Source organism: Spirochaetota bacterium (assembly GCA_038043445.1).
Lineage (GTDB): Bacteria > Spirochaetota > Brachyspiria > Brachyspirales > JACRPF01 > JBBTBY01.
Genome location: JBBTBY010000066.1, coordinates 41,989 through 55,278 on the forward strand (window position 1 = coordinate 41,989; position 13,290 = coordinate 55,278).

General features: G+C 55.3%; 15 protein-coding genes. 2 read left to right on the forward strand and 13 right to left on the reverse strand.

Going from position 1 to position 13,290, the window contains the following annotated elements; translation table 11 throughout:
- Positions 1-310 precede the first annotated feature (310 nt).
- A complete protein-coding gene (locus AABZ39_10150; protein MEK6795129.1) occupies positions 311-622 on the forward strand; it encodes a YdeI/OmpD-associated family protein in 312 nt (103 codons plus the stop codon).
- A gap of 118 nt (positions 623-740) precedes the next feature.
- Here the strand turns inward: AABZ39_10150 and AABZ39_10155 are convergent, their stop codons facing one another.
- From AABZ39_10155 to AABZ39_10170, 4 genes are all read right to left on the reverse strand, one after another.
- On the reverse strand, positions 741-2,237 hold the full coding sequence (locus tag AABZ39_10155) for a VCBS repeat-containing protein (protein ID MEK6795130.1): 1,497 nt from the start codon (positions 2,235-2,237) through the stop codon (positions 741-743).
- A 20-nt stretch (positions 2,238-2,257) separates the two neighbouring features.
- Positions 2,258-3,241 carry a CsgG/HfaB family protein gene (locus AABZ39_10160; protein MEK6795131.1) on the reverse strand — a complete coding sequence of 328 codons (984 nt, stop codon included), beginning with the start codon at positions 3,239-3,241 and terminating at the stop codon, positions 2,258-2,260.
- Positions 3,242-3,371: 130 nt separating this feature from the next.
- Positions 3,372-4,157: a hypothetical protein gene (locus tag AABZ39_10165; GenBank protein MEK6795132.1), complete on the reverse strand. Its 786-nt coding sequence runs from the start codon at positions 4,155-4,157 to the stop codon at positions 3,372-3,374.
- 4 nt (positions 4,158-4,161) lie between these two features.
- The gene (locus tag AABZ39_10170; GenBank protein ID MEK6795133.1) at positions 4,162-4,530 is read right to left on the reverse strand and encodes a hypothetical protein; all 369 of its coding nucleotides are present in this window, start codon (positions 4,528-4,530) and stop codon (positions 4,162-4,164) included.
- Positions 4,531-4,756: 226 nt separating this feature from the next.
- On the opposite strand from AABZ39_10170, the gene AABZ39_10175 reads away from it, so the two are divergent.
- Positions 4,757-5,722 (forward strand): alpha/beta hydrolase, encoded by a 966-nt coding sequence (locus AABZ39_10175; GenBank protein MEK6795134.1) that lies wholly within the window; start codon positions 4,757-4,759, stop codon positions 5,720-5,722.
- A gap of 109 nt (positions 5,723-5,831) precedes the next feature.
- On the opposite strand, the gene AABZ39_10180 is transcribed toward AABZ39_10175, so the two are convergent.
- The 9 genes from AABZ39_10180 to AABZ39_10220 form a co-directional block, all read right to left on the reverse strand.
- Positions 5,832-6,470, reverse strand: coding sequence for a MotA/TolQ/ExbB proton channel family protein (locus AABZ39_10180; GenBank protein MEK6795135.1), 639 nt, complete (start codon positions 6,468-6,470; stop codon positions 5,832-5,834).
- 13 nt (positions 6,471-6,483) lie between these two features.
- Positions 6,484-6,876 (reverse strand): DUF4019 domain-containing protein, encoded by a 393-nt coding sequence (locus AABZ39_10185; GenBank protein ID MEK6795136.1) that lies wholly within the window; start codon positions 6,874-6,876, stop codon positions 6,484-6,486.
- A complete protein-coding gene (locus AABZ39_10190; GenBank protein ID MEK6795137.1) occupies positions 6,873-8,465 on the reverse strand; it encodes a hypothetical protein in 1,593 nt (530 codons plus the stop codon). The genes AABZ39_10185 and AABZ39_10190 overlap by 4 nt, the downstream gene beginning before the upstream one ends.
- Positions 8,462-9,739, reverse strand: coding sequence for a glucose-1-phosphate adenylyltransferase (locus AABZ39_10195; GenBank protein MEK6795138.1), 1,278 nt, complete (start codon positions 9,737-9,739; stop codon positions 8,462-8,464). Before AABZ39_10195 ends, AABZ39_10190 begins: the two co-directional genes overlap by 4 nt.
- Before the next feature lie 25 nt (positions 9,740-9,764).
- Positions 9,765-10,199, reverse strand: a complete 435-nt coding sequence (locus tag AABZ39_10200) for an RpiB/LacA/LacB family sugar-phosphate isomerase (GenBank protein ID MEK6795139.1) — start codon at positions 10,197-10,199, stop codon at positions 9,765-9,767.
- Between the two features lie 70 nt (positions 10,200-10,269).
- Positions 10,270-10,716, reverse strand: coding sequence for a dCMP deaminase family protein (locus tag AABZ39_10205; GenBank protein ID MEK6795140.1), 447 nt, complete (start codon positions 10,714-10,716; stop codon positions 10,270-10,272).
- 7 nt (positions 10,717-10,723) lie between these two features.
- Entirely contained in the window at positions 10,724-11,062 is a 339-nt protein-coding gene (locus tag AABZ39_10210) for an STAS domain-containing protein (GenBank protein MEK6795141.1), read from the reverse strand.
- Positions 11,059-11,481 carry an ATP-binding protein gene (locus tag AABZ39_10215; protein ID MEK6795142.1) on the reverse strand — a complete coding sequence of 141 codons (423 nt, stop codon included), beginning with the start codon at positions 11,479-11,481 and terminating at the stop codon, positions 11,059-11,061. Before AABZ39_10215 ends, AABZ39_10210 begins: the two co-directional genes overlap by 4 nt.
- A 41-nt stretch (positions 11,482-11,522) precedes the next feature.
- A complete protein-coding gene (locus tag AABZ39_10220; protein ID MEK6795143.1) occupies positions 11,523-13,289 on the reverse strand; it encodes a SpoIIE family protein phosphatase in 1,767 nt (588 codons plus the stop codon).
- Position 13,290 lies beyond the last annotated feature (1 nt).

Below are 13,290 nucleotides of genomic sequence, written 5' to 3' on the forward strand. Positions count from 1 at the left end.
ATTTCGCTGCTTTTTATAGTATCCGCTGGGGGGTAGATAACGCTACCGGTGCGGAGAAGGATTGTATAACGTACGGGGGAAAATGTCTACGGACGAAATGGCGCGCGTACACACCATTTCGTCAGGGCATCGGAGAGATATCCATAGCGGTCCGTTGCAGTATATTTTTGCGTAACGCATCGCCCCGTCCGATGAAATGCGGCTTACGCCGGCATATCCGAAAAATAGGAGATCATGATCGCCTATTTGAATATCTGTGGAGATTTTGTTACACTAAACCATGAGAAAGACAGCGGTCGAAAAACGGCGCATGAATAGAAAAAATATTTCCAGCGGTGTCGTGCACAAGATCCCGGCTGATCTACGGGAGGCTTTGACTTCCGACCCGAAAGCGCTCGCAACATGGGAGGCCCTTTCGCCTCTTGCGCGCAATGAATGGATATGCTGGGTCACATTCGTAAAGAAAGACCTGACACGAAAGGAACATATTCAGAGGACGGTAAGCGAACTCAGGGAAGGGATGCGTCGGCCGTGCTGCTGGCTCGGCTGTATTCATCGCACGGATAAGCCCATAAGCCCTTCGGTGCAAGCGATGCTGAATAAACAACGGAAATCTAAATAGATAGTTTGCACATTTTGGTATACTGTATCGAACCACGTGGGTGGGGGGTATCACCCTCAATCACATCGCGCAGAGGGGGCTGCGATTCGTGCGAAATTCAGCAGCCGCGGTGAGAGGTTCACGGACCGTTGCGGTATATCTTTCCATATCGCGTCGCTCCGTCCCATCCTGCAAGGATAAGATCAAGATCACCGTCGCTGTCAATGTCACCAAGTGAAACTGAACCATTGATAGGTATCAATGTCCCGGGGCCGAACTCGCTGTACGTCCCGCTACCGTTGTTCCTATATATTCTCGAGTAGCGCGTACCGTCTGACCCCGTGAATATCAGATCAAGATCGCCATCCGCATCGATGTCACCGAAAGAGAACGATGCCGCCGTCACCTGCGGAAGGGAGCCGGTGCCGATATCGGTGAATCCACCGCTTCCATTATTACGGAAAAACTTCGTGATCCGTGATCCCCCCGTGTCGAGTCCGGAAAGAAGCAAGTCAAGGTCGCCGTCTCCGTCCATGTCCGCAAGTGCTGTGGTGCTGTCCTGCACACCGGGCAAAGAACCAACACCGGTTTCCGTGAACGCACCAGCACCTACATTCTCGTATACTTTCGCCCGGCGAACGGTGCCGTCATATCCGGTAAGAATGAGGTCAAGATCACCATCCCGGTCCAAGTCACCGAGCGATATCGAACTGAAATATACCGGCGTCAATGAACCTGCGCCGATCTCGGTGAATGTGCCCAACCCGTTATTCTGGTATATTTTTGACCGTGCGCTGCCATCGGTACCGGTCATGATGAGGTCCAAGTCCCCGTCATTATCGATGTCGCCGAGAACAATACTGCCATTATTCAGAATCGCAACCGTTCCCGCACCGGTCTCGGTGAATACGCCGGATCCATTGTTGCGATACATTTTCACTTTCGCCGCTCCCCCGCCGTCGGTGCCGGATAGGATAAGGTCGAGATCGCCATCGCCGTCTATATCACCCAATGCCGTATTCCCGTTCTGCATGGCGAATAAACTCCCCGCGCCTATTTCCGAAAAACCACCGGCCCCATTGTTGCGAAAGATCCTCGATGACTCGCTGCCGCCACCTATGTTTGTGGCGCCCATAATGATGCAATCAAGATCCCCGTCGCCGTCTATATCACCCAATGAAATGGCCGATGAAGAGCACTGCCAGACGGAAATAGATCCTGCGCCGATCTCCGTGAACGCCGCCGTACCGCCTGTCGGGATACGCACGATGTTGTTCGCAAATGTCGTCGTCGCAGACCCGCGAACCTCGACCGAAACCACCGCCGTACCGCCCGCCGTGTACGTAACACCATAGCGGTTGGATGTTATCCATCCCGAATCGAACGTACCGATGCCGCCGGAATGGAAATGCCATTCGCGTATCGTATCCGAACCGACCGTTCTCGGCGCGACGAACACGTAGGGCTTCCCCTTCATGAAATACGGATTGGCGCTGCCATACGGGGGCGGGCAGAGTATGTTCTTTGTCTTATTCCCCTCGAACGCGGGGTCGTACGGATTATCATGCGTGAAATTCTGCGGCAGGCAGGAGATGAGAACGAACGCGACGATGCAGGCGGATATGATATTTCGCATGATACACTCCGTTGCGTGGATTAAAAGCGATACGTGAACGAGAACGCCATGCCGTCGATGATGCCGGGATCTGCAGCGAACAAAGGTGCGATAGTGACCGATGCGCGCTTCACCGGGACATCGGGGGTAAAGAACCACCAGGCGAGCAGCCCCGCACCGACAGCGTAGAGCGAATACGCGCTTATGTATTCGATGAGGCTTGCGGTATATTTCGATCTCCACTCGGTATATTTGAGCGCGGCGGCCGCGGAATTCGTCTCAACGAGATACACCGTGTCGTGATAGGTCACCGCTGCGTTGTCCTGAAAGAAACCGAGGAGGTTCAGCGTACCGCCGGCGAGAAGCACGCCCCCCGCGCCGATGAACAAACCCCATTTGAAACTGCTCCACTGCGTTGCTCCAGAATATCCTTCCGGCTTTACACCACCCTTCCCCTTTGAATCCAGCAATAAATCCTTCTTATCCTCAGCTGGTCTCGTATCGGATTTTACCGAATCTGACTGCATATTCTCTTTTCGTTTCTGGGCATTTTCTCGATGAAAATCCGCAACTTTATTCCTCACATTATTAACGATCCGAACAATAGCATCATCGGCATTCTCAAGGGCGCCGAATTTCTCCTTGACCGAAAGCGTTATCTGCGATGTTTCGATGTTCACCATCTCAGCCTGAATGATGTATGCCGTTCCGAGTTTCGACAGCGTGCCGTAGAGCATATACTCCATGTTGAGCATTTTCCCTATCTTCACCGCGCAGGCGCTTTCCGTGCAGCCGCTCATCTGGAACGACTGCTCTTTGAGGATGGAATTCATATTATTGCGGTCGAGCACTTCAAATGCTCCGCTTGAGACCACTTCTCCGCGGAACATGTCCCCGACGACGCGGGCATCGGCGGCGCTTACGCTTACCGGAGTAAAATCGAGCACACCCACGCGCGATCGCCGCGCTTCGGCATGGAGGGCGGCAGTAAGGATGAGCGACAGACACACGATAATGCGTGCCATAAAAAATCCTCCGATGCTATTCTCCCCCTGACGATCGCCGGCAGATACGCATCGGCATTACATAACCATGTACAGTATAGTTGATGTGCATATCTTTGTCAATGAAATCGCGGTTTTCAGAACGATGCGCTTACCAATCCACCAGTCCCGAAAGCGAAAGCATGCCCGACGTATTGTATATCGCAAATCCCTGTGCTGTCCCCGCGAAATAGAGCACCACTGCATCCGGATAGGGATCGTCCTTCGTCACGGCCCCGCTCACGATAAGTGCGCCGCGGTTAAGCTCGGATGACCATTTTGTTTCGAATACGGCAGGGCGTTTCACATACTGGAACAGGTTCAGATGTATCCTGCCGGAAGCGCCGTCAGCGAGCGTGCATATTCCGCTGATGACGTTCGTAAGATCCGCGATGCTCGTTTCTGCCCGCATCTCGGGAAATCGCAATGCGAGCCGTCTGCCGAGCGCATCGAGTTCGCGGTTGGGAGGGAGTGTACGCGGATCGAGATCGCTTCTCACGAGGCCCGCGAGAAAAAGTTCCTTGAACCGTGTATCCTCATTGAAATTATATACCAGCCACGCTGCGGTACGTTTTTCGGCGTATACGAATATCATATCTGACGGCCGTCTGTCCGACGCACGAAGGACGATGATGTCCGCCGCGGCACGGTCATTGGACTGCACGATGGTCTTTATCTCGAACAGCAGCAGCCGGCCCTTGCCGTATCCCTGCCTGATGAGCTTCTGCGGGCTGTTGTACGTGTTCGTCCAATAGCCCGCTGCGCATGCCGCCTTCACGTTCTCGGTATCACCGCGATTGAAAGCATCGACGAACGATGCGAACATATTCGACGCATTGTCGGCGGGGTACAGCAGCAAGGAGGCGAGTATCGCGGGGATAAGACCGATAATCCTCACGCTGCTAGCGGAACCAGATCGTATCGGCGTACCACTTCCCGTTCTTTTCAATGAGCACGGTGAGCGTACGCCCGTTCTTCATCTTGATCTTTGCGCTGCCTTTGCCCATTTCAACCTTATGAACAAGATCGGCAAGCGTATACGAAGAGGCCTCGGCTTTTCCCTTCGCAACGCTTTGATCGGTAATGCTTTCCTTAAGCCTGTCGGTAAAACATTCCCTGAGCGCCGCTGTTTTTGACGCCTTGAGAAGTTCGAACTGCGTTGCGATCGACGCCTTGGGATTCGATAGATCGATCTTTATCTCGGCAGAAAAAAGGAAAGCTGCGCCAACTGCCGTAATGATCGCGAGGGATATGAAACGTCCTTTCTTCATTGGATGCTCCTCATTGTATTGTCGTATCAGTGTAATTCCTTCTCCAAATGTTGTCAACAGGAATGCGAATCCGAAAATACGAAAAGCGGGATGTGTTGTTTCATTTCCTGTTTTTCTCTGTTTCGTGTCTTTCGTAATTTTCGTTGTTCCTTCCTCGAAGATTTGGGCGAATGTCCCCTTGCGCCGCGCTCCAGCTATGGTAGTATCATCTCCCGGAGTGTATCTCATGAAAAAGCGCCACATCGTCGCGGGCATCATCGGCATACCGCTCACTATCCTGCTCATCGTGCCGCTCATCATTCCCGTGCCGAAACTGAAGGATACCGTGGCGGATATACGCGCGCTGGCGTATCCGTACAGCACGTTCACGAACATCGGCGGGCTCGATGTCCATTGCCGCGTTGAAGGGCGCGGGACACCGGCCATTATCCTCCTCCACGGCTTCGGCGCATCGCTCTATTCCTGGCGCGATGTGGCCGTGCCGCTCTCGCGCATCGGCACCGTCATCGCCATCGATTATCCTCCGTTCGGGCTCACGGGACGCTACTCAAGCGATGTCGCAAAAGGAAAGAACAAGTACGGCATCGATACAAGCGCCGCGCTCACCGTTTCGGTGATGAAGGCGTTCGGTTTTAAAAATGCGATCCTTGTAGGGAATTCCCTGGGCGGATACCTTGCCGCGGTAACGGCGCTTTCCTATCCGTCGAACGTGTCGGGGCTTATCCTTGTCGATGCGGCCGTATACAGCGCCGGTCCGCCGCCGCTGCTCCCCATCATCGCGCAATTGCCGCAGGTGGATTCTCTCGGACCGCTCATCTCCCGTCAGTTAAAGGATGTCGGCATATCGATATTGATATCGGCCTGGCATGATACGAACCGTGTGACAAAGGACGTGATAGAGAATTACCGGCGGCCGCTCCGCATGCCCGCGTGGGACAGGGCGCTCTGGTCGTTCACGGCGGCAGTACGCCCGAAGGATATCGTCCCTCGGCTTTCGTCGCTCCGCATGCCGGTGCTCGTTATCACGGGCGATGACGACAGGCTCGTCCCCGCGTCAAACAGCATACGGCTAGCGAGGGATATTCCCGGAGCGAAACTTATCGTCATCACGAATTGCGGTCATATGCCGCAGGAGGAAAAACCGCGTGAATTCATGAACGCGGTCGAACCATTCCTGCTGCGCATGCGGTAAGTTCATAAGCGGATGTTACGCGTGCTCACCTCGAGACGCTCGTTCCACTCGCTCCTCGGCGAGCAGGTCAATGATGTTGTTCGCTGAGGAGCCGCCGAAGGCGGCGTAACTACAGATCGCTCCACGATTTCTTCTTCGTGCCCGTCGTGAGCAGATCGAGCACTTCGGCGGAACGCGCTTCCATGTCGGATATGAACGCGTTGACGCGATTCAAGAAATAATTATACGCGATGACCGCAGGTATTGCCACGATAAGCCCCGCTGCGGTGGCGATGAGCGCTTCCGATATGCCCCCCGCCATAGCGTGCGGATCGCCCGTTCCCTGCATGGCGATGACATTGAACGCGCGAATCATGCCGAATATCGTCCCGAGAAGACCTAAGAGCGGTGCTATGCTCCCGATGGTGGCAAGTGCCGGGAGGAATCGCTCTATCTTCGGTATCTCTACGTTCGCTGCCGTCTCGATTGCTTCCTTAATGACATCGCGCCCGCCGTCCGCCTTCTTCAGGCCCGCTTTGAACACCGTGGCTATCGGCCCGGGGGCAGCGTCGCAGGCGGCTATCGCCTCCATCATCTTTCCCGCTTCGAGCGAGGCCTTCACCCGCGCGATGAGATTATCGACGTCGATGCGGATGCGATGCAGGTAGATGAATTTCTCTATGATGAACGCCACCGCGATGACCGAGCAGAGCGCGATGGGGTACATGACAAGACCGCCCTTGTTGAACACATCGAACAGATTCCACATACAACAACTCCGTTTATCGAATGAAATAGCCGCACACGCGGACGCCGTCCTTTTCCTTCACTGTATTCACCGTCTCAACCGCCGTAAGCGTGCTCTCGAACACCGTATCGAACGTGAAAATCACATAATCGCCGGCGGGCGCCCCCGGCAGCGACTTCTTTTTTGTCTGCGACCGCTCGGTACGCTTCTTCACTTTGCCGAACGGCTTGCGAAATCCGTTCAAGCTCTCCGTCCACTGTGCGCGCTTCATGTCGCTCCTGAAGAACGCCGCGGTCGCATCGTAGCTCTTTTCGTACGCGCCGCTGTCGACGAACGCAAGCCAGGCACGCACTTCATCGGCGGCCGTTCTTTTTACCGGCACCGCCGCAAGCGGCAGCAGGCAGAGCAGGATGAGAACTGTTCTCATAATTTTACCCTGAGCCCGATATGGAATTCGCGGCCGGAACGCGGATAGAGCGGTGTAAGGAGCGTGCTCATATCGAAAATATTATCGATTTTCAGATTTAATGCAATACTCTCGGAGAATGCCTCCTCCGCCTCGAAGAACGGGTACCAGTAGAGCGTAAGCGGTCTGCCGGGAGATGCACCGACCGCGAAGGGAATACCTGCCTTGAGCGTCAATCCCCACTGCCGGTTGGTGTATGATGCCGTTACCCTCGTGTCGAGCATTGGATAGATCTCATAGCGTGTGGTGACAGGGTAATAGACATAGCGGGCAGCAAGGGTCACGGCGAATTGCCCGAAATAAAGCTCGCCGCTCGCCTCGGCGCCGTATTCGCTCTCGCGTACATGCTCATACGAGTATAGTACAGCGGCGTTCGTAACAAGCCGCGTAAGGGCGTTCACGCGCAGTCCGCGGGCGAACGTGTAGAGCGTCAAGCGCAGCGTGTCGGGTACTTTCATCTCGACGCCCGCCGACGCCGTATCCGTATGATCGACAGCACCGTTCGTGCTCTGCGCACACGGGAGCGTCGTATCGGCATAGCGCGCGGCATACGGCACGAGCGAATCGGCGCCGTCGTATCGAATGAAGAAGGCGAACACGCTCGATGCGGAGAGCCGCACCAACGCAAGCGGATACCAGGAGAACACGCCGTCGGATGCATAGGAAAGCGTTATCCCGAGCGAGAAGAAGAGCCATGACAATGGCGCAACACCGTCGGACGCGGTAAGACCGGCCAACCATCGCCCCTCGGTGAAAAGACCGTTATGCCGCTGATACGAATAATATATCTTCGCGATGAGATAGTTCTCCTCGGAAAAAAGATGATCATACACGAACGACGTATCGACCGCATACTCATCGCCCTTGGTCTCCACGGACGGCGTATTCGTCGGATTTCGCAGATCGAACGTGTTCTGTCCCCACGCGCCGGATATCGTATGCGTCAAGGCGCCCTTCTCGGAAAGGAAAAGATCATTGCGCAGCGTCACCGTAAGGGCATGACGCTTCTGTGAGAGAAGGTATGCATTGTCGAAAAGCCCATTGCGGTAGGAATTGAAGGAGAAGAAAAGGTTCCCGAGCCACATGCCCGCGCTTCCCGAAACGTTCACTGACAGCTTCGTGCGGTTCTCATCGCTGTTGCCGTAGAGGACGCTGTTGGATCCGATGCCGTCATTGCGGTACTGCATGAACGAAACGAGATAATTGAACATGCCGAAATCCCTGCCGAAGAGCGCCGATACGTCAAGCGCATTATAGCTCCCGTAGCGGGCGAAGAATTCCGCCACACCGCGGGAGGGAGGCGTGTTCGTGATATCGTATTTGGCCGATACGTCCGCCGGGGCGAGTCGCTGATACACACCGGTACGCTCGCGCACGGAGAGGGAATTCGTCTGGAACACCTCGCGTATGGTATTGGTCGAGCGGCCCTCGACGGTCACAAGCGGTATGATAAGCCCGCCGTCGTTCTCGGGCGGTACTGCCGCACCGAAGACGAGCGCGGTACAGAAAGCACCGATGATCGCGGCACGCATCATGGATACGTCGGTCAAATGACCGTTCCGCTCTTGATGACGGTGTTCTTCGGTATCACCACGACGCCGTCGCGAATGCAGTACAGATCGCTGTCCATGTGCTTGATCCGCTTTTTGTTGGTAATGACGACATTATTGCCGATGCGTACGTTCTTATCGATTATCACTTCCCTGATAGTGCAGTTCCTTCCGATACCGAGCGGTGCCAGGTGCTTCGCCCCGTCATGCTTCTCGTCGCCCGGCGTCTCGTACATGTCCGCGCCCATCATGACCACGCGCTCAAGCGTCGTGCCGTCGCGTATGATCGAGCGCACGCCGATGACCGACTTCTTGATCGAATCGCATTCGATCTTGCACCCCTCGGAGATGAGCGACTCGGAGATGGCGGTATCCTTCACCACGCTCGCCGAAAGCGACCGGCGATTGGTGTACATGGGGGCTTCCTCATCGTGGAAATTGAACGGCGGGTTCTTCCCTGCGAGCATGATGTTCGCCTCGAAGAAGGAGCGTACCGTTCCCACATCCTCCCAGTACCCCTGATACGGATAGCCGAAGACCTTGAACTTCTTTATCGCATCGGGGATGATGTCCTTCCCGAAATCGATCTTCGATCCGTCGGCAAGGAGCGATATGAGCACGTCCTTCTTGAAAAGGTATATCCCCATCGATGCGAGATAGTTCTTCTCCGCATCCTTTATGCCCATGGTCTTTTTCTGTTCGGCTGAAAGCTTGAGCGGGTTCAACTCCTCGTTCTTCTCCGGCTTCTCGCTGAACGAGGTTATCTGCGACTTGGCACTGACCTTCATGATGCCGAAACCCCTGGCCGCTTCCTCATCCACGGGCACGGTCGCCACGACGATATCAGCTGCAGTCTCCTTGATGAAATCGAGGAGCACGCCGAAGTCCATGCGGTATATCTGATCGCCCGAAAGTATCATGATATAATCACAGTCGTCCTTGTTGAACTGCATGAGATGCTTTCTCACCGCGTCGGCAGTCCCCTGGAACCAGTCCATGTTGCTGTCCGTCTGTTCCGCAGCGAGTATGCGTACGAAGCCGCGCGAAAAGCTGTCGAAGTGATAGGCGCTGTACACGTGATTATTGAGCGATGCGGAGTTGAACTGCGTGAGGATGAATATCTTCTTAAAGCCGGAATTGATGCAGTTGGAAAGCGGTATATCGATCATCCGGTATTTGCCGCCTATCGGCACGGCCGGTTTCGAGCGGTCGCGCACCAGGGGATAGAGCCGCGTGCCGCGTCCGCCGCCGAGGATGAGACAATAGGTACGCATCATGGTCTACTCCCTGTATCGCACATCAGATAGCTTTCATCTTCTGCCGGCGTCTGACATGCCGCTCATCAGCGCTGGGTTTTTCCGCGAGGAATATATCGATCATCCGTATGGCCGCATCCGGCGTGACCTCGCGCCCGCCGAAGGCAAGGCAATTGGCGTCATTGTGCAGCCGCGCCATTCGCGCAGCGTTCTCATTATATACGAGCGCGCAGTATACGCCCTCTATCTTGTTCGCCGCTATGGATATGCCGATACCCGTGCCGCAGGCAAGCATCATGAGTTCCGCGTTCTTCTTTTTCTTCTCATCCGCCGCGGCGCGCGCGATGTCTGGGTAATCGCACGATTCTTCCGACGTCGTGCCGATATCGATGACCGTATGGCCTTTTTTGATGAGATGCTGTTTGATGGATTCTTTGAGCTGAAATCCGCCGTGATCGGCGCCGACGACTATTGTCATGGTCAATCCTGCTTGCGATAAAACGATAATACACCGCGCGCAGTTTTTAGTCAATAAATCCCGGACACCGCTACTCTATCTTCGTGAGCTCAAGTCCCGCTTCCTTGATGAATGAAAGCGCAAAGTCATCGGGGTACCCCTCGATGAAGAATATCCGCTTGATGCCGGCATTGATGATCATCTTCGCACAGAGACTGCAGGGCTGATGAGTGCAGTAGAGGTCCGACCCCTCAATGGCCGAGCCGTGCCTCGCCGCCTGTATGATGGCGTTCTGCTCAGCGTGGGTAGCACGGCATATCTCATGGCGCTCGCCGGAGGGAATTCCGAGCTTCTGGCGGAGACACCCCCCGAGCTCGTCGCAATGCTTCAGCCCCGCGGGCGCCCCGTTGTAGCCGGTGGCGATAAGACGCTTATCCTTTACGATGACGGCGCCGACGCTGCGCCGGAGGCATGTCGATCGGGTCGCGACCAGTTTGGCGATGTCGATGAAATAGCGGTGCCAGTCGGGGCGTTCCATTGCGCGGTCAGGCCCCGCAGACGGAAACGGCCTTATCCAGCGAATCCTGTATCTCGAAAATATCCTCAAGCTCGACGATCTTGAATATCTTCTTCACCATGGGCGTCACATTGCAGAGCACGAGACGTCCCTTCTTTTCCTTGAGCTTGCGCATCGCGGAAATGAATATGCGAAGGCCGCTTGAGCTCAGATACTCGACCTGTTTGAGATCGAGCACCATGCGGGTCACGCCGCCGTCTATCATCTTCTCGAATTCCGATTCTATCTCTATGGAGAGATTGACATCGAGCCGCCCTTCAAGATGCACTATCTTGACGGCGCCCTGATCGGTTGTTTTCAGTGTCATTGATCCTTCCCTGTTCTCAATTTCTTCACGAGCGTAAGCCGGTTGCCCCCGTCCTTATGCTCGTAGGTAACGGTATCCATGAGCTTTCGCATGAGATACACGCCGATGCCGAGATTCGCCCGCTCAAAGACAGCCTTGCCGAGTTTGGGCTTTTTCTTCGTCGGGGTGAAACTCGCGGCATTGTCGGTGAATACCGCCGTGAACGCCTTATCATCCGCGCTGAACGTGACCGCAATGTCGCCGTCCTCCCGGTTCTTGTACCCGTGAAAGACGATGTTCGAGAAAGCCTCATCGATGCAGATGAGAATATCGTGCTTCATCTCATCCGAAAGCCCGAGCGACGCGAACAGTTCCTGCGCCCGTTCTTCGACAACGGAAAGGTTCTCGATCTTGCTTTTAACGCATGCCGCGGATTCCACCGTTATTTTCCTCTTAATTATATCTGTGCATCTTTCAAAAGTCAAGGCGACACGAGGCGCGCCGTTACCAGAGTGATATCATCGAACTGCTCGGCCTTGCCCTGGAACACGCGCACCTTCTCAAGGATGTTCTCCACGAGCTTTTCGCTTGCAAGGGTGCCCCCCTCGGCAAGCACCGCACAGAGTCGCTCCTCGCCGAACTGCTCGCGATGGCAATTGACCGCCTCGGTGACCCCGTCGGTATAGAGCACGATGCGGTCACCCGGCGACAGGGCTATGCTTTTGTTCTTGTATACCGCATCCGGAACAATACCGAGCGGTTTGCTCGGTTCACGCAGCTCCTCGATGCCCCCCCGCCGGCGTACGATATACTGCTCGAAATGACCGGCATTGGAGTAGGTGAGCGTTCTCGCCTTCGTATCGACAAGCACCGCGAACGCCGTGACGAATATGCCGCGCTTGGAATCCTCATGGATAAGTACATTGCTCTTCATGAGCGTAGCCCGCGGGTCCTTCGTCTCGATGAAATGTACGCGCAGTATGCTCCTCGATATCGCCATGAAGAGGCCCGCCGTGACGCCCTTGCCGGAAACGTCCGCGATGATGATGCCGTATTTACCGTGACCGAGGGGTATGAAATCGTAGAAGTCGCCGCCCACCGTTTTCGCAGGGATGCTTACCGCGGCGATATCGAGCGCACCCCCCGAATCGAACACTTTCGGGAGTATATCGTTCTGCATGCGCGCGGTGACGGACAGCTCGGTCTCGATGAGCTGTTTCTCACGGGACGCCTCGGCCAGGATGATGTGATTGTAATTCTCCGCTATCTCCTGCGAGAGCATCTCAAGGAGACGCATGTGCTTTTCCTGGTACGGCGCGTCGATACGCCGCTCGGTCACCGAAATGAAGCCCATGCGCGTGCCACCGATGCTGAGCGGCGAAACGATGAACGACCGCCGCCGATAACGCAATCCTTTGTTCGATGGGAATCTTGTATCCTCGTCTATATCGCCGCAGACAACGCTTTTCCCGGTTCGCATGACCTCAGCGAGGACATTGTCGGTAACGGTCACTTCCCCCTCGGCGAGCACCGATGCAGGAATGCCGAGGCCCGCCTTGAACACGTATTTCCCGCCCTCTTCTGCAATGATCGATATCCGGTCGGCGCCGAGCATCTCGGAAAGCACAACGATATTGTCCTGCAGTATCGGCAGGAGTTCGTTGAAAATATTTATCGATTGCGATATGCGGTAGAGCGCTTCGATCTCGCGTGCACGCTCCTGCATCTCCCGGTACAATTCCCGATTATTGATGGCGAGCGCTGCGAAATCCGCGAACGCGGTGAGGAGTATCGTATCGTCGTCCGTATAATCACCGTCGAACTTATTGAGCACCTCGAGCACGCCGAGCGTGACACCCTTGGCGATGAGGGGCACGGCGATGAGATTGCGCGTGGTCATCTTCGTCTTGTCATCGACGCTCTTGTAGATGCGGGGATCATGCTCCGCATCGTTGATGGTTATCGTTTCACCGCTCACCGCGACCGTGCCGGCGATGCCCTTCCCGAGCGGTACGCGTATCTCTTTCACCACGCCGCCCGCCTCGCCGGTGGCGGTATTGAAATACAGCTCCTTTCTCGCCCGGTCTATCAGCATGAGCGAGCTCGCCTCCGAGCTCATCATCCCCTTAGCCTCGTCCATGATGAGCGTAAGCGTCTCCTCGAGATCAAGCGTCGAGTTGATGCGCTTCACTATGGTCATGAGCGATAGAAGCTTTTTCTCGTTGTGGTCCTTGAACGATAATTCCATG

Coding starts and splice junctions, on each gene's coding strand:
- AABZ39_10170 (MEK6795133.1), bottom strand. CDS start 4,530: ATGAAGAAAGGACGTTTCATATCCCTCGCGATCATTACGGCAGTTGGC.
- AABZ39_10200 (MEK6795139.1), bottom strand. CDS start 10,199: ATGACAATAGTCGTCGGCGCCGATCACGGCGGATTTCAGCTCAAAGAA.
- AABZ39_10185 (MEK6795136.1), bottom strand. CDS start 6,876: ATGAGAACAGTTCTCATCCTGCTCTGCCTGCTGCCGCTTGCGGCGGTG.
- AABZ39_10160 (MEK6795131.1), bottom strand. CDS start 3,241: ATGGCACGCATTATCGTGTGTCTGTCGCTCATCCTTACTGCCGCCCTC.
- AABZ39_10155 (MEK6795130.1), bottom strand. CDS start 2,237: ATGCGAAATATCATATCCGCCTGCATCGTCGCGTTCGTTCTCATCTCC.
- AABZ39_10180 (MEK6795135.1), bottom strand. CDS start 6,470: ATGTGGAATCTGTTCGATGTGTTCAACAAGGGCGGTCTTGTCATGTAC.
- AABZ39_10175 (MEK6795134.1), top strand. CDS start 4,757: ATGAAAAAGCGCCACATCGTCGCGGGCATCATCGGCATACCGCTCACT.
- AABZ39_10195 (MEK6795138.1), bottom strand. CDS start 9,739: ATGCGTACCTATTGTCTCATCCTCGGCGGCGGACGCGGCACGCGGCTC.
- AABZ39_10210 (MEK6795141.1), bottom strand. CDS start 11,062: ATGACACTGAAAACAACCGATCAGGGCGCCGTCAAGATAGTGCATCTT.
- AABZ39_10220 (MEK6795143.1), bottom strand. CDS start 13,289: ATGGAATTATCGTTCAAGGACCACAACGAGAAAAAGCTTCTATCGCTC.
- AABZ39_10205 (MEK6795140.1), bottom strand. CDS start 10,716: ATGGAACGCCCCGACTGGCACCGCTATTTCATCGACATCGCCAAACTG.
- AABZ39_10150 (MEK6795129.1), top strand. CDS start 311: ATGAATAGAAAAAATATTTCCAGCGGTGTCGTGCACAAGATCCCGGCT.